General features: G+C 65.6%; 22 protein-coding genes. 9 read left to right on the forward strand and 13 right to left on the reverse strand.

Translation table 11 applies throughout. The features are described 5' to 3' along the window. Nucleotides 1-92 precede the first annotated feature (92 nt). The 9 genes from PFLCHA0_RS27250 to nrdR all read right to left on the reverse strand — a co-directional run bounded on the left by PFLCHA0_RS27250 (nucleotide 93) and on the right by nrdR (nucleotide 6,808). Complete coding sequence (locus tag PFLCHA0_RS27250; protein WP_015637198.1) at nucleotides 93-836, reverse strand: substrate-binding periplasmic protein; 744 nt, start codon at nucleotides 834-836, stop codon at nucleotides 93-95. A 10-nt stretch (nucleotides 837-846) separates the two neighbouring features. Continuing rightward, nucleotides 847-1,350, reverse strand: coding sequence for a phosphatidylglycerophosphatase A family protein (locus PFLCHA0_RS27255; protein WP_011063732.1), 504 nt, complete (start codon nucleotides 1,348-1,350; stop codon nucleotides 847-849). Then, nucleotides 1,347-2,312 carry a thiamine-phosphate kinase gene (thiL, locus tag PFLCHA0_RS27260; protein ID WP_015637199.1) on the reverse strand — a complete coding sequence of 322 codons (966 nt, stop codon included), beginning with the start codon at nucleotides 2,310-2,312 and terminating at the stop codon, nucleotides 1,347-1,349. The genes PFLCHA0_RS27255 and thiL overlap by 4 nt, the downstream gene beginning before the upstream one ends. Before the next feature lie 18 nt (nucleotides 2,313-2,330). Next, nucleotides 2,331-2,831, reverse strand: coding sequence for a transcription antitermination factor NusB (gene nusB, locus PFLCHA0_RS27265; protein ID WP_011063734.1), 501 nt, complete (start codon nucleotides 2,829-2,831; stop codon nucleotides 2,331-2,333). Further along, on the reverse strand, nucleotides 2,828-3,304 hold the full coding sequence (gene ribH, locus PFLCHA0_RS27270; protein WP_011063735.1) for a 6,7-dimethyl-8-ribityllumazine synthase: 477 nt from the start codon (nucleotides 3,302-3,304) through the stop codon (nucleotides 2,828-2,830). The genes nusB and ribH overlap by 4 nt, the downstream gene beginning before the upstream one ends. A gap of 91 nt (nucleotides 3,305-3,395) precedes the next feature. Further along, complete coding sequence (ribBA, locus tag PFLCHA0_RS27275; RefSeq protein ID WP_011063736.1) at nucleotides 3,396-4,487, reverse strand: bifunctional 3,4-dihydroxy-2-butanone-4-phosphate synthase/GTP cyclohydrolase II; 1,092 nt, start codon at nucleotides 4,485-4,487, stop codon at nucleotides 3,396-3,398. 16 nt (nucleotides 4,488-4,503) lie between these two features. Beyond that, nucleotides 4,504-5,166: a riboflavin synthase gene (locus PFLCHA0_RS27280; RefSeq protein WP_011063737.1), complete on the reverse strand. Its 663-nt coding sequence runs from the start codon at nucleotides 5,164-5,166 to the stop codon at nucleotides 4,504-4,506. Nucleotides 5,167-5,213: 47 nt separating this feature from the next. Further along, on the reverse strand, nucleotides 5,214-6,347 hold the full coding sequence (gene ribD, locus PFLCHA0_RS27285) for a bifunctional diaminohydroxyphosphoribosylaminopyrimidine deaminase/5-amino-6-(5-phosphoribosylamino)uracil reductase RibD (protein ID WP_015637201.1): 1,134 nt from the start codon (nucleotides 6,345-6,347) through the stop codon (nucleotides 5,214-5,216). Next, nucleotides 6,344-6,808 (reverse strand): transcriptional regulator NrdR, encoded by a 465-nt coding sequence (nrdR, locus tag PFLCHA0_RS27290; RefSeq protein ID WP_019095943.1) that lies wholly within the window; start codon nucleotides 6,806-6,808, stop codon nucleotides 6,344-6,346. Before nrdR ends, ribD begins: the two co-directional genes overlap by 4 nt. A 129-nt stretch (nucleotides 6,809-6,937) precedes the next feature. On the opposite strand from nrdR, the gene PFLCHA0_RS27295 reads away from it, so the two are divergent. The 3 genes from PFLCHA0_RS27295 (at nucleotide 6,938) to trxA (ending at nucleotide 8,984) form a co-directional block, all read left to right on the forward strand. Continuing rightward, entirely contained in the window at nucleotides 6,938-7,396 is a 459-nt protein-coding gene (locus tag PFLCHA0_RS27295) for a lipoprotein (RefSeq protein WP_015637203.1), read from the forward strand. Then, the gene (locus tag PFLCHA0_RS27300) at nucleotides 7,393-8,049 is read left to right on the forward strand and encodes a class I SAM-dependent methyltransferase (RefSeq protein ID WP_015637204.1); all 657 of its coding nucleotides are present in this window, start codon (nucleotides 7,393-7,395) and stop codon (nucleotides 8,047-8,049) included. Before PFLCHA0_RS27295 ends, PFLCHA0_RS27300 begins: the two co-directional genes overlap by 4 nt. Before the next feature lie 62 nt (nucleotides 8,050-8,111). Beyond that, complete coding sequence (gene trxA / locus PFLCHA0_RS27305; protein ID WP_011063742.1) at nucleotides 8,112-8,984, forward strand: thioredoxin; 873 nt, start codon at nucleotides 8,112-8,114, stop codon at nucleotides 8,982-8,984. A gap of 83 nt (nucleotides 8,985-9,067) precedes the next feature. On the opposite strand, the gene PFLCHA0_RS27310 is transcribed toward trxA, so the two are convergent. Continuing rightward, complete coding sequence (locus tag PFLCHA0_RS27310) at nucleotides 9,068-9,409, reverse strand: hypothetical protein (protein ID WP_015637205.1); 342 nt, start codon at nucleotides 9,407-9,409, stop codon at nucleotides 9,068-9,070. Between the two features lie 134 nt (nucleotides 9,410-9,543). On the opposite strand from PFLCHA0_RS27310, the gene PFLCHA0_RS27315 reads away from it, so the two are divergent. The 5 genes from PFLCHA0_RS27315 to PFLCHA0_RS27335 all read left to right on the forward strand — a co-directional run bounded on the left by PFLCHA0_RS27315 (nucleotide 9,544) and on the right by PFLCHA0_RS27335 (nucleotide 13,604). Continuing rightward, a complete protein-coding gene (locus tag PFLCHA0_RS27315) occupies nucleotides 9,544-10,152 on the forward strand; it encodes a DUF2796 domain-containing protein (RefSeq protein WP_015637206.1) in 609 nt (202 codons plus the stop codon). Nucleotides 10,153-10,213: 61 nt separating this feature from the next. Beyond that, nucleotides 10,214-10,924 carry an ABC transporter ATP-binding protein gene (locus tag PFLCHA0_RS27320; RefSeq protein ID WP_015637207.1) on the forward strand — a complete coding sequence of 237 codons (711 nt, stop codon included), beginning with the start codon at nucleotides 10,214-10,216 and terminating at the stop codon, nucleotides 10,922-10,924. Nucleotide 10,925: 1 nt separating this feature from the next. Continuing rightward, nucleotides 10,926-12,191, forward strand: coding sequence for an ABC transporter permease (locus tag PFLCHA0_RS27325; protein ID WP_015637208.1), 1,266 nt, complete (start codon nucleotides 10,926-10,928; stop codon nucleotides 12,189-12,191). Between the two features lie 25 nt (nucleotides 12,192-12,216). After that, complete coding sequence (locus PFLCHA0_RS27330; protein WP_026019988.1) at nucleotides 12,217-12,738, forward strand: DUF3299 domain-containing protein; 522 nt, start codon at nucleotides 12,217-12,219, stop codon at nucleotides 12,736-12,738. A 167-nt stretch (nucleotides 12,739-12,905) separates the two neighbouring features. Next, the gene (locus PFLCHA0_RS27335; RefSeq protein WP_011063748.1) at nucleotides 12,906-13,604 is read left to right on the forward strand and encodes an OmpW/AlkL family protein; all 699 of its coding nucleotides are present in this window, start codon (nucleotides 12,906-12,908) and stop codon (nucleotides 13,602-13,604) included. A 59-nt stretch (nucleotides 13,605-13,663) separates the two neighbouring features. On the opposite strand, the gene PFLCHA0_RS27340 is transcribed toward PFLCHA0_RS27335, so the two are convergent. Beyond that, entirely contained in the window at nucleotides 13,664-14,593 is a 930-nt protein-coding gene (locus PFLCHA0_RS27340) for an NAD-dependent epimerase/dehydratase family protein (RefSeq protein WP_041752620.1), read from the reverse strand. Next, on the reverse strand, nucleotides 14,586-15,470 hold the full coding sequence (locus PFLCHA0_RS27345; RefSeq protein ID WP_036995925.1) for a sugar nucleotide-binding protein: 885 nt from the start codon (nucleotides 15,468-15,470) through the stop codon (nucleotides 14,586-14,588). Before PFLCHA0_RS27345 ends, PFLCHA0_RS27340 begins: the two co-directional genes overlap by 8 nt. A gap of 190 nt (nucleotides 15,471-15,660) precedes the next feature. Here PFLCHA0_RS27345 and PFLCHA0_RS27350 point away from each other — a divergent pair, with 190 nt between their 5' ends. After that, nucleotides 15,661-19,947 carry a DEAD/DEAH box helicase gene (locus PFLCHA0_RS27350; protein WP_041752622.1) on the forward strand — a complete coding sequence of 1,429 codons (4,287 nt, stop codon included), beginning with the start codon at nucleotides 15,661-15,663 and terminating at the stop codon, nucleotides 19,945-19,947. A gap of 337 nt (nucleotides 19,948-20,284) precedes the next feature. Here the strand turns inward: PFLCHA0_RS27350 and PFLCHA0_RS27355 are convergent, their stop codons facing one another. Next, nucleotides 20,285-22,390 (reverse strand): mechanosensitive ion channel family protein, encoded by a 2,106-nt coding sequence (locus PFLCHA0_RS27355; RefSeq protein ID WP_015637212.1) that lies wholly within the window; start codon nucleotides 22,388-22,390, stop codon nucleotides 20,285-20,287. Nucleotides 22,391-22,497: the final 107 nt, after the last annotated feature.

Below are 22,497 nucleotides of genomic sequence, written 5' to 3' on the forward strand. Positions count from 1 at the left end.
GCAGAGGCGGCATTGTAACAGCAGCCTCCACTGGACGCTTAGGCTGAATTATCGGAGATAAAGATCGATAAGTTTGATCAACGCACCGCCGGCTAAGGGCTCCCATCAAAGGGATAAGGCTGTTTCCAGCGCTCGAAGATCGGCCGCAAACGCCCGGTGCTCACCAGCTGTGCCATGCGCTGGTCGTACAGTTCGCGCATTTCCCGCCCGCGCGGGTTGCTGGCGAACCCCAGGTACAGCGGCAGCTCGGTCAGGTGGGTACGCTTGAACTGGCTCGGATCGGAGGCCTGCCCCAGCACGTAGTCGATCTCGGTCTGGGCATCGATGTAATAGTCGGCGCGGCTGTACAGCAGCATCGGCAGGATGCCGATGCGCCGGCGGATCTCGTTGTAGCGACGGATATTGGGCAGGTAGTCCTGGTACTTGTAGCCGCGCACCCAGACCAGTCGGTAACTGGCGATAGTCGCCAGGCTCAACTCGGGGTTGCTGGCCAGTCCCAGGGCGTAGATGTGATCGGTGTCGTAGTTCCAGTGGGGGTAAAGCACACCCGGCGACTCATCGCGGTAGGCACCCATGTGGGCGTCCACTTCGCCGCGCTGTACCAGCCCGACCGAACGGGTATAGGGCACGCTGCAACGTTCGATGGTCACACCCAGCGGCTCGAAGACTTCGCGCAGGATGTCCCAGCCCAGCCCCTCGCCGTTGGCTTCGGTGTAATCGCTCCAGACCTCGCTGGCGATGCGAATGTGCCTGGGCTGCGCCTGCGGCTCCGCGGCCCGGACGCTGCAACAGCTCAAGGCAACCAGCAATACCAGCAGCGCGCGGCACACACCCATGCCTATTTCCTCAGCTGAAGCACCACACCAGCCCTTGCATCGCCAGCCAGGCAAACACCCCGGCGAGGACGTCGTCGAGCATGATGCCGACGCCGCCATGCACATGCCGGTCGATCCAGCGAATCGGCCAGGGCTTGAGAATGTCGAAGAAGCGGAACATCAGGAAACCTGCCAGCAGCCAGTACCAGCCTTCGGGCACCAGCCACAGGGTGATCCACATGCCGACCATTTCATCCCAGACGATGCCTTCGTGGTCATGCACCCGCAGATCGTCGGCCACCTTGCCGCAGAGCCAGAAGCCGAACAGCATGGTGATGCCGAGCATCAGCCAGTAGCCCCAGTCCGGCAACATCTGCCACAGCGGGATAAAGGGTAGCGCAACCAGCGAACCCCAGGTGCCCGGCGCCTTGGGCAAGGTGCCGGAACCAAAGCCGAAGGCCAGGAAATGCCAGGGGTTGCGCCACACCGACGGCGGTACGAACTCCGCCGGGACCTGTTTGGGATGATCTGTCACTGTGTCTCCGGAAAGTGTTGATAACCCCGGGTGCCGGGGGTGATGTCCTGCCCATCGGCATCCAGCAGGGTCACCCCCTGCCCGGCCACCACTCGCCCGACCACCCGCACTGGCCAGCCGGCCGTCAGTAGCGGCGCCAGTTCGGCCGGTGGCAGGGTGAAGGCCAGGACGTAGTCGTCACCGCCACTCAGGGCCGCGGCGCGAGCGCCCTGCTGGCCGAGAAAGCCCAGCAGCGCCGGCGACAGCGGCACCTTCTCGACCTCGACCTGCAAACCAACCGCCGAGGCCGTGGCGATATGGCCGCAGTCGGCCAGCAAGCCATCGGAGATGTCCAGCGCCGCCGTGGCCTTGCCCCGCAGCGCCTGGCCCAGGGCCAGTTGCGGTTGCGGCGACCAGTAATGGGCCAGCAGTGGCTCAGCCAGCGCCGGCTCGGCGCTGCGCTGGCCCAGAACCAGCGGCAAGGCGCCGGCGGCGTTGCCCAGGTCACCGCCGACGCACAGCAGATCGCCTGCCCGAGCACCGCTGCGGGTCAGGGCCAGGCCGGCAGGTACCCGGCCGAATACCGTCAGGGTCAGGGTCAAGGGGCCGCGGGTGGTATCGCCACCGATCAGGCGCACCCCGCAGTTCTGCGCCATGGCATTCAAACCTTGGGCATAGGCCTGCAGCCAATCGGTGCTTACCGTCGGCAGGGTCAGGGCAAGGGTAAAGGCCAGTGGCGTGGCGCCCATGGCGGCCAGGTCGCTGACAGCCACCGCCAGGGAGCGTTGGCCAAGAAGAAAGGGCTCGCAGGGATCGGCGAAATGCACACCGGCCACCAGGGTGTCGGTGGAAATCGCCAACTGCTCGCCAGGGGCAACTGCCAGCAAGGCGCAGTCGTCGCCGATCCCCAGGGCAACACCCTCGCCGCCCTGCGCACAAGGCGCGGCAGCGAAGAAGTTGCGGATCAGCTCAAACTCGCCCATGGCAGCTGCAAGCGCGGTTCAGCGCTTGAACGCCTTCACTTCAGCTTCGCGCAGGCGTGGGGCCAGCTTGTCGAGTACGCCATTGACGAACTTGTGGCCATCGGTGGAACCGAAGACCTTGGCCAGTTCGATACCTTCGTTGATCACAACGCGGTACGGCACGTCGACGCGCTTGAGCAGTTCCCAGGTGGACAGGCGCAGAACCGCCAGTTCCACAGGGTCCAGCTCATCGATGGCCAGGTCCAGGCAAGGCACGAGCGCGGTGTCGATCTCGTTCTTGTTGGCCGGAACCCCGTGCAGGATCTCACGGAAGTAGGCGCCATCGATGTCAGTGAAATCGTTGTCGACCCGAAACTGCGCTTCGATCTCGTTCAGCGAATGCTTGGCCATGTGCCATTGGTACAGCGCCTGGGTCGCGAGCTGACGGGCTTCGCGACGCTTGGCGCTCTTGGATGGCTTGCCGGCATTGGCAGGCTTGGGATCGCGCGGGTTGAAACGATCGCTATCGTCGCTAATCACTTGGCCTCCAACTGCGCCAGCAGGCTGACCATTTCCAGGGCGGACAGGGCAGCTTCAGCACCTTTGTTGCCGGCCTTGGTGCCGGAACGCTCGATGGCTTGTTCGATCGAGTCAACGGTCAGCACGCCGAAGGCCACTGGCACGCCGAACTCCATGGACACCTGGGCCAGGCCCTTGGTGCACTCGCCAGCCACGTATTCGAAGTGCGGAGTACCGCCACGAATGACCGCGCCCAGGGCGACGATTGCCGCGAACTCACCCTTTTGTGCCACTTTCTGTGCAACCAACGGAATTTCGAAGGCGCCAGGAGCACGGATGATGGTGATGTCGCTTTCGCTCACGCCGTGGCGAACCAGGGCGTCAACCGCGCCGCTGACCAGGCTTTCGACGACGAAGCTGTTGAAACGGCCGACCACCAGGGCATAGCGGCCTTTAGGGGCGATGAAGGTACCTTCGATGGTCTTCAGGGTCATTCGACAAATCTCTTAAAGAGCCAGAGCGTGTCTAGTACACGCTCTTCAGTGATATTTGAACCGCGAATAGGCTGCCGGAAACAGGCGGCTTTTATTCGGAGGGCACGTATTCTACAACTTCCAGGTCGAAACCGGATATCGCATTAAACTTCATCGGCGCACTCATCAGGCGCATTTTGCGTACGCCCAGGTCGCGCAGGATCTGCGAACCGGCACCGACGATGCTGTAGGTGGTGGGCTTCTTCGCCGGCTGGTGCTCCGCGGTTTCACGGATATGCGCCAGCAGCACGTCGCCATCCAGCGGGTGCCCGAGCAACAGCACCACGCCACTGCCGGCCTCGGCCACCGTGGCCATGGCCGCCCGCAGGCTCCAGCGGCCCGGTTGCTTGACCATCAGCAGGTCGCGCAGCGGATCCATGTTGTGCACCCGTACCAGGGTCGGCTCTTCAGCGCAGATCTCGCCCAGGGTCAGGGCCATGTGCACGTCGCCTTCCACGGAATCACGATAGGTCACCAGGTTGAACTGGCCCAGTTCGCTATCCAGCGGCTGCTCGGCAATCCGCTGAACGGTACGTTCGTGGATCATCCGGTAGTGGATCAGGTCGGCAATGGTGCCGATCTTGATGTTGTGCTCGGCGGCGAAGGCTTCCAGTTCGGTGCGACGGGACATGGTGCCGTCGTCGTTCATCACTTCGCAGATCACCCCGCTGGGCTCGAAACCGGCCATGCGCGCCAGGTCGCAGGCGGCCTCGGTGTGGCCAGCGCGGGCCAGGGTGCCGCCGGGCTGGGCCATCAGCGGGAAGATGTGGCCCGGGCTGACGATGTCCTCGGCCTTGGCGTCCTTGGCAGCGGCGGCCTGCACGGTACGGGCGCGGTCAGCGGCGGAGATGCCGGTGGTCACGCCTTCGGTGGCCTCGATGGAGACGGTGAACTTGGTGCCAAACCCCGAACCGTTGCGCGGCGCCATCAGCGGCAGCTTGAGCAGCTCGCAGCGCTCGCGGCTCATGGGCATGCAGATCAGGCCGCGGGCGTGCTTGGCCATGAAGTTGATGTGTTCGGCCTTGCAGCACTCGGCGGCCATGATCAGGTCGCCTTCGTTCTCGCGGTCTTCGTCATCCATGAGGATGACCATCTTGCCTTGGCGGATGTCTTCAACCAGTTCTTCGATGCTGTTGAGCGCCACTCGGCACCCCCTTGAGTCAGGATTTGAGATAGCCGTTAGCGGCCAGAAAACTTTCGGTAATGGTGCCGCCCGTGGCCTCGGCCGCCTTGTCGCCCAGCAGCAGGCGCTCCAAGTAGCGCGCCAGCAGGTCCACCTCAAGGTTGACCTGCCGACCCGGCCGGTAGTCGGCCATGATGGTTTCCGCCAGGGTGTGGGGAACGATGGTCAGCTCGAACTCGGCGCCATTGACCGCGTTGACCGTCAGGCTGGTGCCGTCGACGGTGATCGAGCCTTTATGGGCGATGTACTTGGCCAGCTCTTTCGGTGCGCGGATGCGGAACTGGATGGCCCGGGCATTTTCTTCCCGCGCCACCACTTCACCGACGCCGTCGACATGGCCACTGACCAGGTGACCGCCCAGGCGGGTGGTCGGGGTCAGGGCTTTCTCCAGGTTCACCCGGCTGCCGGCCTTCAACTGATGAAAAGCGGTGCAGTCCAGGGTTTCACGGCTGACATCGGCCCAGAAACCATCGCCAGGCAGTTCAACAGCGGTCAGGCAGACGCCGTTCACCGCGATGCTGTCGCCCAATTTGACGTCGGCCAGATCAAGCTTGCCGGTTTCTACATAGACCCGCACATCTCCGCCTTTTGGGGTCAATGCGCGAATGCTGCCGATGGATTCGATGATGCCGGTGAACATGGAGTCCTCCTCGAGAACAGGGCCGCCGGGTAGGCGAAAGTCGGGAATTATACGCTCGCTGGCGGGGCCGGGATGGCAGTGACTCGCCAGTCATCGCCCACCGCACGCATTTCTATGATCTTCAGCAATGGCGCCTGGCTCATCTGCGCCAGCGGCCAGTCCAGCAACGGCCGCGCAGAGGAACCGAGGAACTTGCCGGCGACGAATATCTGGTACTCGTCCACCAGGCCCTGCTGGGCAAAGGCCCCGGCCAGGCGTGGGCCGGCTTCCACCAGCACTTCGTTGACCCCACGGGCCGCCAGCTCCAACAGCAGGCGACGCAGATCCACCTGGCCATCGGGGCCTGGAACAATCAGGCATTCCGGGCCGTTGGCGTATTGCTCTTCCACCGCCGCACAAGTGGCAACCAACGCTGGGCCGGCCTTGAAGAATGGCGCATCCAGAGGCACCCGCAGGCGGCCGTCGATCAGCACCCGCAGCGGCGGCCGGCTCATGGCCAGGGCGGTCTGCTCGGCATCCAGGCCCAGTTCGGCGGCGCGCACGGTCAGCCGCGCGTCGTCCGCCAGCACTGTGTCGGCGCCGGTCAGTACCACGCTGGACTCGGCCCGCAGGCGCTGCACTGCAGAGCGCGCCGCAGGGCCAGTGATCCACTGGCTCTCGCCACTGGCCATGGCGGTGCGGCCATCCAGGCTCATGGCCAGCTTGACCCGCACATAAGGCAAGCCGTGCTCCATGCGTTTCAGAAAGCCTTTATTGATCGCCCGCGCCTCGCCTTCCAGCACACCGCCATGGGTGTCGATGCCGGCCTGGGCCAGGCGATGCAAGCCACGGCCGGCCACTTCCGGGTTGGGGTCCTGCATGGCCGCGACCACCCGTGCCACACCGGCATTCACCAGGGCGTCGGCGCAGGGCGGCGTACGCCCGTGATGGCTGCAGGGTTCGAGGGTCACATAGGCGGTGGCGCCACGGGCCAGTTCACCGGCCGCGCGCAGGGCATGCACCTCGGCATGGGGCTCGCCGGCCCGCACGTGCCAGCCCTCGCCCACCACCTGGCCGTCGCGCACGATGACGCAGCCGACACGCGGGTTGGGATGGGTGGAGTAGCGACCCTTGCGCGCCAGTTCCAGAGCACGGGCCATGTAGTGGGCGTCGAGGACCGCTTGCTCGGCAGGCTGGCTCATTGCTTGGCCGGCTCACGGGCGAGACGGTCGATCTCTTCACGGAATTCGTTGAGGTCCTGGAAACGGCGATAGACCGAGGCGAAGCGGATGTAGGCGACTTCATCGAGCTTCTGCAGCTCGGTCATCACCAGCTCACCCACGACCAGCGACTTGACCTCGCGCTCGCCGGTGGCCCGCAGCTTGTGCTTGATGTGCACCAGCGCCGCCTCCAGACGCTCGACACTCACCGGGCGTTTTTCCAGGGCGCGCTGCATACCGGCGCGCAGTTTTTCTTCGTCGAAGGGCTGACGGCTGCCGTCAGTCTTGATCAGGCGCGGCATCACCAGTTCGGCGGTTTCGAAGGTGGTGAAACGTTCACCACAGGCCAGGCATTCACGCCGGCGGCGCACCTGTTCGCCCTCGGCGACCAGACGCGAGTCGATGACCTTGGTGTCGTTGGCACCGCAGAAGGGACAGTGCATGGTGGCAGGCAACAAAAAAAGGGAGGGCCATGGTAGCGCATCCCACTGGCAAGACAAGCCATAGCCTTTACGGTATACAGACCGACTATTATGTTTCGCACACGGAAATTCGCCTTGTTGGAGCTTCAGATGCCGCTCAGACCGCTCGTTCTGCTCAGTCTTGTCAGCCTGTTGGTCGCTTGCAGCAGCGATGCGCCAAAAACCGCGGCCCCCTCCACTTCACAGCAGCAGGCGGTGAAAAAAAATCAGGAACCGGCCGATCCAGGCCCCTTGCCGGCCTACCAGCGCGAGTTGAGTGGCACCCTCGAGGGCGTACCGGCCGGCGCCGACGTCGAGCTGGCCCTGCTGGTGATCGATGAGCGCGGCCGTCCGCAACGCCTGCTGGCCAGCAGCAACCTGAGCGGCACCAGCCAGGCCCTGCCGTTCCGCCTGCGCTTTGCCACCGAAGCCTTTCCGGCCGGAACCCGGGTCGAACTGCGCGGCCGCGCCAGCCAGTCCGGCCAATTGATCCTGCACCTGCCGGCCCAACGCATCGACCAACCCACCAGCCAGGCCCTGGGCCAACTGCAATTTGTCAAAGCCCCATGAATGTCCCGCTCGACCTGCAAGCTGCCCTCAGCGAACTGCTGGGGGACGCGCGACTGGTAGCCTGCGAGCTGCCCGATACCACGCTGAAGCTCTGGCTGATCGACGCCGACAACATGAACCGCGCCTTCACCCCGGAAGAAACCCGGCGCATCCTCCACGAGCCGCCCTACTGGAGCTTCTGCTGGGCCAGCGGCCTGGCCCTGGCGCGCTACCTGGCCGAGCAGCCGCATTGGGTCGCGGGCAAGCGGGTGCTGGATTTCGGTGCCGGTTCCGGCGTGGCGGCGATTGCCGCGGCCAAGGCCGGAGCCCGGGAAGTGGTGGCCTGTGACCTTGACCCGCTGGCCATTGCCGCCTGCCGGGCGAATGCCCGACTCAATGGCGTCGAGCTGAGCTATTCCATGGATTTCTTCGCCGAGGCCGACCGCTTCGACCTGATCCTGGTGGCGGACGTGCTCTACGACCGGGCCAACCTGCCGCTGCTGGACCAGTTCCTCAGCCGTGGCCGCCAGGCCCTGGTGGCGGATTCCCGCGTACGGGACTTCCAGCACCCGCTCTATCAGCGCCTGGAAATGCTCAATGCCCTCACCCTGCCCGACCTGGCCGAACCCTGGGAATTTCGCAACGTGAGCCTCTATCACGCACAGCGGCGATAGCGATTTTCAGCCTCCCGGCCAGCCTTTATAGTGGTTCCATTCCCGCTTATTCGAGATACCCCATGAGTCAGGAAACGCCCTACATCTTCGACGCCCGCACCGCTGATTTCGACCAGTCGGTGATCGAGAACTCCTTTCACAAGCCGGTCCTGGTGGACTTCTGGGCCGAGTGGTGTGCGCCCTGCAAGGCGCTGATGCCGATGCTGCAGCAAATTGCCGAGAGCTATCAGGGCGAACTGCTGCTGGCCAAGGTCAACTGCGACATCGAGCAGGACATCGTCGCCCGCTTCGGCATCCGCAGCCTGCCCACCGTGGTGCTGTTCAAGGACGGCCAGCCCGTAGACGGCTTTGCCGGTGCGCAACCGGAATCCGCGGTGCGGGCCATGCTCGAACCCCATGTGCAGATGCCGCCACCGCCGGCCGCCGATCCGCTGGAACAGGCCGAAGCCCTGTTTGCCGAAGGTCGTATCGGCGATGCCGAGGCCCTGCTCAAGGTGCTGCTGGGCGAAGACAACAGCAACGCCAAGGCGCTGATCCTCTACGCCCGCTGCCTGGCCGAGCGTGGCGAGCTGGGTGAAGCCCAGACCGTGCTCGACGCGGTCAAGAGCGATGAGCACAAGGCGGCCCTGGCCGGAGCCAAGGCGCAGATCACCTTCCTCAAGCAGGCCGCGGACCTGCCGGACGCCGCCGAGCTCAAGGCGCGCCTGGCCAAGGACCCGCAGGACGATGAAGCGCTGTACCAACTGGCGATCCAGCAACTGGCGCGCCAGCAATATGAAGCGGCGCTCGAAGCCCTGCTCAAGCTGTTCATGCGCAACCGCAGCTACAACGAAGGCATCGCCCACAAGACCCTGCTGCAAGTCTTCGACCTGCTGGGCAACGACCACCCGCTGGTGACCGCCTACCGCCGCAAGCTGTTCGCCGCCCTGTACTGAGCCGGCTGGTGCAGGAGCTGGCTTGCCAGCGAAAGCGTTCTGACAGGCCGAACGCGTTCGCCAGCAAGCGGGCTCCTGCAGGGTCATTGCACCCAGCTGTAGATCGGCGTATCGGCGCCGCTCACCACCTTGACCTCGGCGCAGTGGCGCAAGCGCACCAACAAGCGCTTGCCTGCCGCCGCGCTACCGGCCAGCCCTTCCAATTGCTCCAGCAACTCCGGCCCGCTGAGCTGCCCGGCCTTGCGCAGCAACTCCTTGGTGGTCTGCCACAGGGCATCGTCCTGGCTGGCCGGCTTCGCCGCCACCGCGACGCTCTCGGGCTTGGCCGCCTGCAACTGCGCACCCAGTTGCGCCCAGTCGCCTTCGTCCAGTTCAAGGGTCAAATCCACCGGCCAGTCGCCGATGCTTCCACGAATCCGCAACATTGCTGTGCTCCTGAATTTTTCTGACGAGCATGCTCCCACGCGTCTTGCACAACGCCAAGCGGCCGGTCAAACTCAGCGGCCGATTGTTATAAGATCACATAACATTTATTTCATCTTCGCTCCGGAGACTTGCTATGCGCCGTCTGCTACTCGCCCTGCCGTTCGCCCTGTTGCCGCTGGCCGCCGCCCAGGCCGCGCAAGCCCATGATCACGAGCATGAACATGGCAGCCTCGGCGCCCACGAACATGGAGTCGGCCGTTTGAACGCAGTGCTCGACGGCCAGACCCTGGAACTGGAGCTGGAGAGCCCGGCAATGAACCTGGTGGGCTTCGAACACGCTCCGAGCACCGACGCCGACAAGGCCAAGGTGGCTGCCGCCCGCACCCAGCTGGAACAGCCGCTGGTGCTGTTCAGCCTGCCCAAGGCAGCGGCGTGCGTGGTGGCCAAGCAGGAGCTGGAGAGCCCGCTGTTCGGCGACCAGCCCGATGCCGATGATCACGATGACGACGACCACGACGAAGATGCCAAGGACACCGCTGGCCACGAGCATCACCATGAGCACAGCGAGATCCACGCCCACTACCAGTTCACCTGCGCCAAGCCGGATGCCCTGAAGACCCTCGATCTGGGGCAGGTCTTCAAGACCTTCCCCGCCACCCAGAAAATTCAGGTACAACTCATTTCGCCGAATGGCCAGCAGGGCGTCGAAGCCAGCGCCACGGCGGCAACCCTGAAGTTCTGAGCGCCAACCCTGTAGCCGCTGCCTTCGGCGGCTACAACACTCATCCGATGATCGACCCGACATGACCCAAGCACTTATCGAACTGTCCAACCTGGGCTTCAACTGGCCCGGTCATCCACCGTTACTGGACATCCCGGACTTTCGCCTGGAAGTCGGCGAAACCCTGTTCCTCAAGGGCCCCAGCGGCAGCGGCAAGACCACCCTGCTGGGCCTGCTGGGCGGCGTGCAGAAACCCAACCAGGGCAGCATTCGCCTGCTGGGCCAGGAGCTGACCGAGCTTTCGGCCGGCGCCCGCGACCGCTTTCGCGTCGATCACACCGGCTACATCTTCCAGCAGTTCAACCTGCTGCCGTTTCTCTCGGTACGCGAGAACGTCGAGCTGCCCTGCCACTTCTCCAAGCTACGGGCCGGCCGCGCCGCACAGCGCCATGGCAGCGTCGAGCAGGCCGCAGCCACCCTGCTGGCCCACCTGGGGCTGAAGGACGCGGAGCTGCTCGGCCGCCGCGCCGATTCGCTATCCATCGGCCAGCAGCAGCGGGTCGCTGCGGCCCGGGCGCTGATCGGCCAGCCGGAACTGGTGATTGCCGACGAACCGACTTCGGCGCTGGACCACGACGCCCGGGAAGCCTTCCTCCAATTGCTGTTCGCCGAATGCCGTGAAGCCGGGGCCAGCCTGCTGTTCGTCAGCCACGACCAGAGCCTGGCAGCGCTGTTCGATCGCAACCTGTCGCTGGCCGAACTCAATCGCGCCGCCAAGCCCGCAGAGGTCTGAGATGTATCTGTTCCGTCTAGCCATGGCCAGCCTGGCTAACCGTCGCTTCACCGCGATCCTCACGGCCTTCGCCATTGCCCTCTCGGTCTGCCTGCTGCTGGCGGTGGAGCGGGTGCGCACCGAAGCCCGGGCCAGTTTCGCCAGCACCATCAGCGGCACCGACCTGATCGTCGGCGCCCGTTCCGGTTCGGTGAACCTGCTGCTGTACTCGGTATTCCGCATCGGCAACGCCACCAACAACATCCGCTGGGACAGCTTCGAGCACTTCGCCAGCAACCCCAAGGTGAAGTGGGCGATCCCGATTTCCCTGGGCGACTCCCACCGCGGCTACCGGGTGATGGGCACCACCGACGCCTACTTCCAGCACTACCAGTACGGCCACCAGCAGAACCTGCAACTGGCGGTGGGCCGGGCCTTCGCCAGCGACCCCTTCGAAGTGGTGCTGGGGGCCGAAGTCGCCGATGCCTTGCACTACAAGCTGGGGGACAAGCTGGTACTGGCCCATGGCGTGGCGGCCATCAGCCTGGTCAAGCACGACGACAAGCCCTTCACCGTGGTCGGCATCCTCAAGCGCACCGGCACTCCGGTGGACCGCACCCTGCACATCAGCCTGGGCGGCATGGAGGCGATCCACATCGACTGGCACAACGGCGTGCCGGCCCGTGGCGAGGGGCGCATCAGCGCCGACCAGGCGCGCAACATGGACCTGACGCCCCAGGCCATCACCGCCTTCATGCTGGGCCTCAACAGCAAGATCTCGACCTTCGCCCTGCAACGGGAGATCAACGAATTCCGCGGCGAGCCGATGCTGGCGATCCTGCCCGGCGTGGCCCTGCAGGAACTCTGGAGCCTGATGGGCACCGCCGAGAAAGCCTTGTTCGTGGTGTCGCTGTTCGTGGTCCTGACCGGCCTGATCGGCATGCTCACGGCGATCCTCACCAGCCTCAATGAACGCCGGCGGGAGATGGCCATCCTGCGCTCGGTGGGCGCGCGCCCCTGGCACATTGCGACCCTGCTGATCTTCGAAGCCTTCGCCCTGGCGCTGTTCGGGGTGCTGGCCGGGCTTGGCCTGCTGTACCTGGGCATCGCCCTGGCCCAGGGCTACGTGCAGTCGAATTACGGCCTGTACCTGCCACTGTCCTGGCCCAGCCAGTATGAGTGGACGCTGCTGGGCGGTATTCTGATCGCCGCGCTGCTGATGGGCAGCGTGCCGGCCTGGCGCGCCTACCGGCAATCCCTGGCCGATGGCCTGTCGATTCGTTTATGAGCCCTGGTTTATGAAGACCCAACGCTTGCTGCGCTCTCTGCTTGCCCTGTCGCTGCTGTTCAGCTCGCCGCTGTGGGCGGCGGGGGCTCCGAAGGACCTGACCTGGTCGGAAATGATCCCGCCGGACGCGCCGCCGGAAGTGCCGAACATGAAGCCGCTGCACGACCTGTCGCAGATGAGCGATGCGCTGTCCGCCGAATCGGCTCCCGCTGCCAAGCAGGACCTGCCCAATGCCCCGGTGGTGAAGAGCCTCGACGGCCAATCGGTGCGCCTGCCCGGCTACATCGTGCCCCTGGAAGTGAGCGAGGAAGGACGCACCACAGACTTCCTGCTGGTGCCCTACTTCGGCGCCTGCATCCACGTACCGCCACCGCCGTCGAACCAGATCGTCCACGTCACCAGCGAAGTCGGGGTGAAACTCGATGAGCTGTACCAGCCGTACTGGATCGAAGGCGACATGCAGGTCAAGCCCTCCACCAGCGAGCTGGCGGATGCCGGCTACCAGATGGCGGCGCAGAAGATCTACGTCTACGAGTTGCCGGAGTAAAAGAGTGCGGGCGGGCGACGCCCGGGGAACGTCAAAAGAGTGCGGGGCAAAAGAATAGTTCACCCCGCCAACCGGGGTTTGCCATTTCATTGAGCTGAGTCAAGGCGGTCAACTTGACGATCCTTACCATTGGACATAGCCAATCTGAATCGTCCTTTGGAGCTCCCATGCACAAGTCTCTGCTTAGCGCCTCCCTGATCGCGCTCGCACTCGCCGCCCCGATTGCCAACGCCCACGAAGCTGGTGACATCATCGTTCGTGCCGGTGCGATTACCGTCAAACCCAAAGCCAACAGCTCCGACGTCAAGGTCGACAGCGGCCCACTGGCTGGCGCCAACCTGGGCGGCAAGGCGACCATGGACAGCGACACTCAGCTGGGCTTGAACTTCGCCTACATGCTGACCAACAACATCGGTATCGAGTTGCTGGCCGCCACCCCGTTCGAACACGACGTGAAGATCCGCAACACGTCCCTGGCTCCGGCCAACGGCAAGCTGGGTACTCTCAAGCACCTGCCACCGACCCTGAGCGTGGTGTACTACCCGCTGGACCACAAGTCGGTGTTCCAACCCTACGTCGGTGCCGGTATCAACTACACCTGGATCTACGACGAGCACGTCGGCAGCCGCGCCCAGTCCGAAGGTTTCGACAACTTCCGCGCCAAGAACTCCTGGGGCCTGGCCTGGCAGATCGGTGCCGACTACATGCTGACCGACAACATCATGATCAACGCCCAGGCACGCTACATCGACATCGATACCCGCGCCTACGTGGACAACAACGCCCTGGCCGCCGGCACTCGTGCCAAGGTCAATGTGGACGTCGACCCATGGGTCTACATGGTGGGCCTGGGTTACAAGTTCTAAACCCGCCAGCAATAAAAAAGGCGCCTTGCAAGGCGCCTTTTTCATGTGCGTGTTTTCCCTCAGCGCCCCATCAGGCGGGCGAGGCCGACGCTCATCGGGGTCGGTTCGGGGAACTTGAAGCGCTGCAGCAGCCGCTGGTTGCCAGCCCGCGAATGGCGGATATCGCCCGCCCGAGCCGGGCCGTAGCTGATGGGTGGCAAGGCACCCACCACCTCGGCCAGGGCCGCGAGCATCTGCTTGAGGGTCGTGGCCTGGTTCAAGCCAACGTTGACCGCTCCCACTTCCAACTGCGGAGCCTCGATGGCCTGCACCAGCACCTGAACCAGATCGCCGACGTAGACGAAATCCCGGGTCTGCTCGCCATCGCCGAACACGGTGATCGGCAAGCCTTGCTGGGCCCGTTCGCTGAAGATGCTGATCACCCCGGAATAGGGCGAAGAGGGATCCTGGCGCGGGCCGAAGATGTTGAAGAAGCGAAAGATCGCCGGTTCCAGCCCGTGCTGGCGCCGGTAGAAATCCAGGTAGTACTCGCTGGCCAGCTTGTCCGAGGCATAAGGGGTCAGCGGCGCCTTGGCCGTGTCCTCGTCGATGGACTGGCCTTCCCCGTTGTTGCCATACACCGCAGCGCTGGAAGCGAACAGCACTCGCTTGACGCCGTGCTCACGCATGGCCTCGCAGACATTCAGGGTGCCGATGAAATTGCTCTGGTGGGTCTGTACCGGGTCGTCCACCGAGGCCTGCACCGAAGCCACCGCTGCCAGGTGCGCCACAGCGCAGCAGCCTTGCATGGCCTGGCTGACCAGCGACGCATCGGCCACATTGCCCTCGATCAGCTCGACCCGCGGATCAGCCAGCGGCAGGTTGCTCGGTTTGCCGGTGGACAAGTCGTCCAGCACCCGCACCGCGTAGCCCTTGGCGAGCAGGGCGTCGGCCAGGTGCGAGCCAATGAAACCGGCACCGCCGGTGATCAATACGAGGCCTTCAGCCATGACGATAAAACCTATCCAGTAAAGCCGGGAGCGCGGCACGCCAGGCGCGCGGCTTGATCCCGAAGGTATGAAGGATTTTCTTGCAGGCCAGTACTGCGTGCTGCGGTTCCTCGGCGGCATCGGCGCTGGCGGCATGGGCCTGGGCGGTCGGCGCCTCGATGGCCAGCGGGTGCAATTGCCGGGCTTCGGTCAGCACCGCCTGCCCCAGGGCCAGGGGCGTGGTGGCTTCCTGGCCGGCGTAGTGGTAGGTGCCCCAAAGCGGCGCGGCGCAATCGAGCTGCTTGAGCACCGAGATGATCACCCGCGCGGCATCGTCCACCGGGGTCGGATTACCCCGCCGGTCGTCGGCCATCAACAGTTCGTCCGGGGATTCGGCCCGGGCCAGGAAACGCCCGAGAATGCCGTCCGGGCTGTCATCCAGCAGCCAGCCGAAACGCAGCAGCACGTGCTGTGGGCAGGTGGCGCGAACGCTTTGCTCGATACGCCACAGAGCCTGGCCGCGCAGGCCCAGGGGCACCGGCTCGTCCTTTTCGCTGTAGGCAGTCGCCCGGGAGCCGTCGAACACCCGGTAGCTCGAAGGTTGCAGGAGGATGATGTTGTGATGCTGGCAAAGCTCTGCCAGGCGCTCGACCGCCCGTTCCTGGCCGCTCAAGCGCGCCTCGCTCACGCTCTCCGCCTGAAACCAGTCGAAGTAGTAAGCCAGGTTGATCAAGGCATCCGGGCGGGTGTCGTCGAGCAGTTGCGTAAGGCTCGCGGCATCCCAGCCGTCTTGCGGCGGACGGGGGGCGAGGAAACCGATGTCTTCCTCCGCACCCAGGCGAATCAGCGCCTGCCCAAGGGCATTTCCGCCGCCCAGTAACATAAGGCGCATTCGCATAGAGTCAGCAGGCCCAGTCTGTTCAGAACGATGGTTGGAGTCGGCCAGTCTCGTGGGGCTGGCCGTCGATAATTGCCGGAATCGTTGCATTTTGCGGGTTTGTGGCGCAAGCGTCACTCAGAAAGTGTCGAGGCCCCCATGGAATCAACGGTGCTTGCAAGTTGCCGGGTGCGGCCGCATAAATCCATCCATGAACCTTGCCCAATCCGTGAATCCGGTGCTGGACGGCTTCCACCCCGCTGTCAGCGCCTGGTTCAAGCATACCTTTGCCGCTGTGACCCCGGCCCAGGCCCGCGCCTGGCCGCTGATCGCCCAGCGCCGCTCTACCCTGATCGCCGCGCCCACCGGCTCCGGCAAGACCCTGACCGCCTTTCTCGCGGTGATCGATGACCTGGTGCGCCAGGGGCTGGCCGGCGGTGGCCAGCTGCCGGACGCCACCCTGGTGGTGTATGTGTCGCCACTCAAGGCCTTGAGCAATGACATTCAGATCAACCTGCAGCAGCCACTGGCGGGCATCACCGAGCAATTGCGCCGCATGGGCCTGCCGGAACTGTCCATCAGCACCGCGGTGCGCACCGGCGATACCCCGCAGAAAGACCGCAACGCCATGCGCAAGAGCGCGCCGCAGATCCTCGTCACCACCCCGGAATCCCTCTACGTGCTGCTGGGCTCGGATTCCGGCCGCAGGATGCTGGCCAGCACCCGCAGCGTGATCGTCGACGAAATCCACGCCCTGGCCGGCAGCAAGCGCGGCAGCCACCTGGCCCTGAGCCTGGAACGCTTGCAGGCCTTGCGCGCCGAACCCTTGCTGCGCATCGGCCTGTCCGCCACGCAGAAGCCCATCGAAGCCGTGTCGCGCTTTCTGGTGGGCCACGGCCGCCCTTGCGAAATTGTCGATATCGGCCACGCCCGGCCCCGGGACCTGGACATCGAAGTGCCGCCGGTGCCGCTGTCGGCGGTCATGGCCAATGACGTCTGGGAGCTGGTGTACGAGCGCCTCGCCAACCTGGCCAGGGAACACCGCACCACGCTGATATTCGTCAACACCCGGCGCCTGGCCGAGCGCCTGGCCCGCCACCTCAGCGAGCGCCTGGGCAAGCAGGCGGTGGCCGCGCACCACGGCAGCCTGGCCAAGGAGCAGCGCCTGGAAGCCGAGCAGCGACTCAAGGCCGGCGACCTGCAAGTGCTGATCGCTACCGCTTCCCTGGAGCTGGGGATCGATATCGGTGATGTCGACCTGGTGTGCCAGATCGGCTCGCCGCGCTCGATCTCGGCCTTTCTGCAGCGGGTCGGCCGCTCCGGTCACCAGGTGGGCGGCACGCCCAAGGGCCGGTTGTTCGCCCTGACCCGCGACGACCTGATCGAATGCGCCGCCCTGCTCGACTGCGTGCGCCGGGGCGAACTGGACACTCTACTGATTCCCCATGCCCCCCTGGATGTGCTGGCCCAGCAGATCGTCGCTGAAGTCAGCTGCCAGGAGTGGTCGGAAGCCGCGCTGCTGGACATGCTGCGCCAGGCCGCGCCCTACGCCGACCTGGATCAGGCCCACTACCAGGCGCTGTTGCAGATGCTCGCCGAGGGCTTCAACGGGCGCCAGGGCCTGCGCAGCGCCTACCTGCACCGCGACGCCCTGGCCCGCACCCTGCGCGGGCGCCGAGGCGCCCAACTGACCGCGCTGACCAGCGGCGGGACCATCCCCGACAACGCCGACTACAGCGTGCTGCTGGAGCCCCAGGGGCTGAACATTGGCAGCGTCAACGAAGACTTCGCCGTGGAAAGCATTGCCGGCGACGTGTTCCAGCTGGGCAACACCTCCTATCGCATCCTGCGGGTGGAAACCGGCAAGGTGCGGGTCGAGGATGCCCAGGGCCAGCCGCCAAACATTCCCTTCTGGCTCGGCGAAGCCCCCGGGCGCAGCGCCGAACTCTCCAGTGCCGTGGCGCGCCTGCTGGCCCAACTCGACGAGTTGCTCGGCGCCACGCCCGGCCAGTTGCAAGCGGCCATCCACTGGTTGCACCACGAACTGGGCCTGAACCTGGCCAGCGCCGAGCAACTGGTGGATTACCTGGCACCGGCGCGCCTGGCCCTGGGCGCGCTGCCGTCCCAGGACACGCTGATCATGGAGCGCTTCTTCGACGAGTCCGGCGGCACCCAACTGGTGATCCACAGCCCCTTCGGCAGCCGCATCAACCGCGCCTGGGGCCTGGCCCTGCGCAAGCGCTTCTGCCGCACCTTCAATTTCGAATTGCAGGCGGCCGCCAGCGAGGACGCGATCGTCCTTTCCCTGTCCACCAGCCACAGCTTCGCCCTGGACGAGGTCTGGCGTTACCTGCACAGCAACAGCGCCGAACACATCCTGGTCCAGGCGCTGCTGGACGCACCGCTGTTCGGCGTGCGCTGGCGCTGGAACGCCGGAGTGGCGCTGGCCCTGCCGCGCTACAGCGGCGGGCGCAAAGTGCCGCCGCAGATCCAGCGCATGAAAAGCGAAGACCTGATCGCCAGCGTGTTTCCCGACCAGATCGCCTGCCTGGAAAACCTGGCCGGCGAGCGCGAGATTCCCGACCATCCGCTGGTGGAGCAGACCCTCGACGACTGCCTGCACGAAGCCATGGACAGCGAAGGCTGGTTGAACCTGCTGCGGCGCATGGAACAGGGCCAGGTGCGCCTGCTCAGCCGCGAACTGCCGGCGCCCTCGCCCCTGGCGGCGGAAATCCTCAGCGCCAAGCCCTACACCTTTCTCGATGACGCGCCCCTGGAGGAACGCCGTACCCAGGCGGTGCTGGCCCGGCGTTGGAGCGACCCGCAAGCCACCGACGACCTGGGCGCCCTGGATGCCGAAGCGATTGCCGCGGTGGCCGCCGAAGCCTGGCCAGCCCCGGCCAGTGCCGATGAAATGCACGAAGCGCTGATGAGCCTGGCCTGTATCAGCGAAGCCGAGGCCCAGGCCAACCTCCACTGGCCCGAGTGGCTGCAAGCCCTTTCCAGCCAGGGCCGCGCCTGCCGCTTGCAGGCCGGCCCGGGCGGCGGCTTGTGGCTGGCCCTGGAGCGCATCTGCTGTCTGCGGGCGCTGTACCCTCAGGCCGCCTTGCAACCCGCGCTGCAACCGGTGCCCGGTTTCGACCAGGCCTGGGAGGCACAGCCGGCCCTGGTGGAGCTGATTCGCGCCCGCCTCAGCGGCTTCGCTCCCCTGACCCTGGCGCAGATCGCCGCGCCCCTGGGCCTGCCCGCTTCCAGCATCCACCAGGCGCTGATCCAGCTGGAGAGCGAAGGTTATGTGCTGCGGGGGCGCTTCAGCCCTGGCGGCGATGAAGAACAATGGTGCGAACGTCACCTGCTGGCGCGGATCCACCGCTACACGGTGAAGCGCCTGCGCCGGGAAATCGAACCGGTGGCCTTGCAGGATTTCATGCGCTTTCTGTTCGACTGGCAGCACCTGTCGCCGGGTACCCAGGGCCAGGGCAGCGCCATGCTGGCCGAGCTGGTCGCGCAGTTCGAAGGCTACCCCGCAGCGGCCTCGGCCTGGGACAGCGACCTGCTGCCGGCGCGCCTGAAGGATTACTCCGCCAGTTGGCTGGATGACCTGTGCCGCAGCGGCAAGGTGGTCTGGAGCCGGATCAACAGCAGCGGCAAGATCGCCGCCAGCGCCCTGCGCAGCACCCCCATCGTGTTGCTGCCCCGGGCCCGCGTGGCGCTCTGGAACGCCCTGACCTGCCCCATCGACAGCAGTGACCTGTCACCCAAGGCGCAGAAGGTTCACACCGTACTGAGCCAGCTGGGCGCACTGTTTTTCGATGAACTGCTGCAGGAAACCCACCTGCTGCGCAGCGAACTGGAAACCGTGCTGCAGGAACTGGTGGGCGCCGGATGGGTGAATGCCGACAGCTTCGCCGGGCTGCGGGCCCTGATCACCCCGGCCAGCAAGCGCCAGAACCGCAGCAGCCGACGGGGTCGCGGCGCCTTCGTCGGAGGAATGGACGACGCGGGGCGCTGGGCCTTGTTGCGCCGCGCCGCCAGCGAGGATAGCGCCGCCACCCTGGAGCACGTGGCCATGACCCTGCTACGCCGCTATGGCGTGGTGTTCTGGCGCCTGCTGGAGCGCGAGGCCGACTGGCTGCCCAACTGGCGCGATTTGCTGCGTACCTTCCATCGCCTGGAAGCCCGCGGAGAAATTCGCGGCGGGCGCTTCGTCAGCGGCCTGGCCGGCGAGCAGTTCGCCCTGCCGGAAGCCATCCCGCTACTGCGCGAAGTGCGCCGCCGGCCCCATGACGGCAGCCTGATCGCGGTGTGCGGCGTCGACCCGCTGAACCTTGCCGGGACCCTGCTGCCCGGGCCCAAGGTCCCGGCCCTGAGCGGCAACCGCCTGGTGTTCCGCGACGGCCTGCCGGCGGCCGCCGACATCGGCGGCACCCAGCACCTGTGGCTGGAGCTGGAACCCCAGGCCGCCCAGGCCCTGCGCAACAAGCTCATCCGGCACTGACCTCCCCCCGTAGGAGCCGGCTGCCGGCGAAAGGGCCCGTGAGCCCTGCGCCACATCTAGCGGCCTCTTCGCTGGCAAGCCAGCTCCTACCCAGGCAGCAGGCGCCCTTCCAGACAATCCACGCCCACCCTCGTAGGAGCCGGCTTGCCGGCGAAAGGGCCCGTGAGCCCTGCGCCACATCCAGCGGCCTCTTCGCTGGCAAGCCAGCTCCTACCCAGGCAGCAGGCGCCCTTCCAGACAATCCACGCCCACCCTCGTAGGAGCCGGCTTGCCGGCGAAAGGGTCCGTGAGCCCTGCGCCAGATCCAGCTGCCCTTACGCTGGCCGTCGTTGCGCAATCATTGCGGGCGGGGGGATTCGGGGAGCAGCAGCGCCGAGTCGTCCTGTTCCGGTTCGTCTTCATGCACCCGCCGCGCCGGTAACACCACCGGCTGTGGATAAGTCTGGGCGAAATGCACCCAGGGGCAGTTATCCACAAGCTTTTTCAGACGCTGGTTGAAGGCCCGGCTCACCGCGTACTGGCCGCCGGACACCGTGCGGAACTGGGCCGTCAGCACCACGCCGTTGAGGTCCATCTTGTCCACCCCGAACACGTCCAGGCCGCCTTGCAGGTTGTAGCGCAGGAAGCTGTCCTCGCTGATGGAGCGCCCGGCTTCGCGGATCAGTTCGATGGCCTTGTCGACGTCGGTGTCGTAGGTGAACTGCACCGAGAAGAAGGCATAGGCGAACTGCCGCGACTGGTTGGTGACCGCCTTGATCTGGCCGAACGGCACCGAATGCACGAAACCCTTGCCGTCGCGCAGGCGCAGGGTGCGGATGGTCAGGCCCTCGACGGTGCCGGCATGGCCGGAGTCGAGCACCACCCAGTCACCAATGGACAGGGTGTCTTCGATGATGATGAACAGGCCGGTGATCACGTCCTGCACCAGTTGCTGGGAGCCGAAACCGATGGCCAGGCCCACCACCCCGGCACCGGCCAGCAGCGGCGCGACGTTGATCCCCAGGTTGGCCATGGTGGTGATCGCGCAGATCACCACCAGGATGATTTTGATCGCATTGCGCAGCAGCGGCAGGATGGTCTTGACCCGGGTACTGGGCTGACGCGCCGCACGCTTGTTGGCCGGTGGCTTGAGGGCCTCCTGGATCGCTGTGTCGAGCACCACCCACAGCAGCCAGGTCACCAGGAAGATCAGGCCGATGCTGCTCAGGGAGTCGCTGATGGCCCGGCCCACGGTATTGCGCTGGGCGAACTCGAACAGCGAGATCCCCCAGATGCGCCCGAGGATCTCGATGAAGGCGATGGCCATGACGATCCGCAGCAGGGCGTGCAACAGGCTCAGGAAACGCTCCTTGTAGGCGCTGCTGCGCTGAATCGTCTGGGCGCTACGGGACTTGAACAGGTGCTGCAGCACGGTGCTGAGGAACACCGTGGCGATCAGCAGCACGGTGGTCAGCAAGGCGCAGCGCAGGGCCTGCTGGCTGTCCTCGCCGGCACCGATCAGGCTCACCGCCGAGACCAGCACCATCAGCAGGATCGGCCAGTACCAGAGCCCGGAAAAGATCCGCAGCGACTCCTGCAACGCCGGCTGTTTCAGACGCTGGGCCAGGGAGCGGTTGCGGATCAGGTGCGCCACCGGCCGGCGCAGGCGGATCACCAGCACCGCGAAGATCAGCGAGGCCAGCAGGCCGGTGAATACCGCCACGCTGCTGGTGATATTGCCCCCCAGCTGGCGAGCGATCTGCGGGCTGGTGAGGGCATCGCTGAGAGCCGCAAGGAAACCGATCAGAAACAGCGGTTTCGGGCAGTAGCCACGGATGATCCGCACCGCGGGCCGCTTGTGCCCGACGTTGAACATCACGATCAGGCACAACAGCACCGAGGTCGAGACGATGCCGCTGCTGGTGGCATAGGCCAGGCACAGGGCCAGCGCCCGCCCCACCGAACCGTTCAGGGAATGGCTGACGTAAAGCGTCAGCGGCAGGCAGACCAAGGCCGGCAAGGTGTAAGGCAGCAGGTATTCCAACAGGCCCTGGCCTCGGGGCCGGGCTTGCAGCCAGGGCCGCTGGCTCAGCCGCCGTACCAGCAGCCCGGCCAGCACCGTGAGCAGGGCGAAGCTGCCCAGCCAGGTGCCGGACAAGGTGAGGAAATCCCCGGCCACGCTCCAGCCCGAACGGTCCGAGGGTTGGTTCACCAGGCGCCCCACTTCGTCCGCAGCGCGGTCGGCCCGCAGGCGCCAGGCGTCGATCAGGTTTTCATTGAGGTCGAGCTTGTCCTGGACATCGTCGATGCTCGAACTGATGGCGCCCAGCAGGCCCCCTTCCACCAGCAGTTCCGGCTTGGCCGGGGCCGCCGCCGGGGCTGTTGCGGCAGTGGCGGCGCAGAGCTCGCTGCTGCCCAGAACGAGCAGCATCCCGAGCAAGATCGCGGTCTTGAAATTCAACACAACGCAGGGCTCCTTCAGCAGGGTCTGTAAGGAACTGATCAGCAAACGCCCGGCAAGTTCGCTTCAGTTGCCCCCGAGGCCGGCGCGCCGGTGAACGACGGGCTCCG

The organism is Pseudomonas protegens CHA0 (assembly GCF_000397205.1).
Lineage (GTDB): Bacteria > Pseudomonadota > Gammaproteobacteria > Pseudomonadales > Pseudomonadaceae > Aquipseudomonas > Aquipseudomonas protegens.

What these genes read in the sequence shown, in the direction of transcription:
- PFLCHA0_RS27250 (WP_015637198.1), bottom strand. Translation starts at nt 836, where the DNA reads ATGGGTGTGTGCCGCGCGCTGCTGGTATTGCTGGTTGCCTTGAGCTGT.
- thiL (WP_015637199.1), bottom strand. Translation starts at nt 2,312, where the DNA reads ATGGGCGAGTTTGAGCTGATCCGCAACTTCTTCGCTGCCGCGCCTTGT.
- ribH (WP_011063735.1), bottom strand. Translation starts at nt 3,304, where the DNA reads ATGACCCTGAAGACCATCGAAGGTACCTTCATCGCCCCTAAAGGCCGC.
- PFLCHA0_RS27280 (WP_011063737.1), bottom strand. Translation starts at nt 5,166, where the DNA reads ATGTTCACCGGCATCATCGAATCCATCGGCAGCATTCGCGCATTGACC.
- ribD (WP_015637201.1), bottom strand. Translation starts at nt 6,347, where the DNA reads ATGAGCCAGCCTGCCGAGCAAGCGGTCCTCGACGCCCACTACATGGCC.
- nrdR (WP_019095943.1), bottom strand. Translation starts at nt 6,808, where the DNA reads ATGCACTGTCCCTTCTGCGGTGCCAACGACACCAAGGTCATCGACTCG.
- PFLCHA0_RS27295 (WP_015637203.1), top strand. Translation starts at nt 6,938, where the DNA reads ATGCCGCTCAGACCGCTCGTTCTGCTCAGTCTTGTCAGCCTGTTGGTC.
- PFLCHA0_RS27300 (WP_015637204.1), top strand. Translation starts at nt 7,393, where the DNA reads ATGAATGTCCCGCTCGACCTGCAAGCTGCCCTCAGCGAACTGCTGGGG.
- trxA (WP_011063742.1), top strand. Translation starts at nt 8,112, where the DNA reads ATGAGTCAGGAAACGCCCTACATCTTCGACGCCCGCACCGCTGATTTC.
- PFLCHA0_RS27310 (WP_015637205.1), bottom strand. Translation starts at nt 9,409, where the DNA reads ATGTTGCGGATTCGTGGAAGCATCGGCGACTGGCCGGTGGATTTGACC.
- PFLCHA0_RS27315 (WP_015637206.1), top strand. Translation starts at nt 9,544, where the DNA reads ATGCGCCGTCTGCTACTCGCCCTGCCGTTCGCCCTGTTGCCGCTGGCC.
- PFLCHA0_RS27320 (WP_015637207.1), top strand. Translation starts at nt 10,214, where the DNA reads ATGACCCAAGCACTTATCGAACTGTCCAACCTGGGCTTCAACTGGCCC.
- PFLCHA0_RS27325 (WP_015637208.1), top strand. Translation starts at nt 10,926, where the DNA reads ATGTATCTGTTCCGTCTAGCCATGGCCAGCCTGGCTAACCGTCGCTTC.
- PFLCHA0_RS27335 (WP_011063748.1), top strand. Translation starts at nt 12,906, where the DNA reads ATGCACAAGTCTCTGCTTAGCGCCTCCCTGATCGCGCTCGCACTCGCC.
- PFLCHA0_RS27340 (WP_041752620.1), bottom strand. Translation starts at nt 14,593, where the DNA reads ATGGCTGAAGGCCTCGTATTGATCACCGGCGGTGCCGGTTTCATTGGC.
- PFLCHA0_RS27345 (WP_036995925.1), bottom strand. Translation starts at nt 15,470, where the DNA reads ATGCGAATGCGCCTTATGTTACTGGGCGGCGGAAATGCCCTTGGGCAG.
- PFLCHA0_RS27350 (WP_041752622.1), top strand. Translation starts at nt 15,661, where the DNA reads ATGAACCTTGCCCAATCCGTGAATCCGGTGCTGGACGGCTTCCACCCC.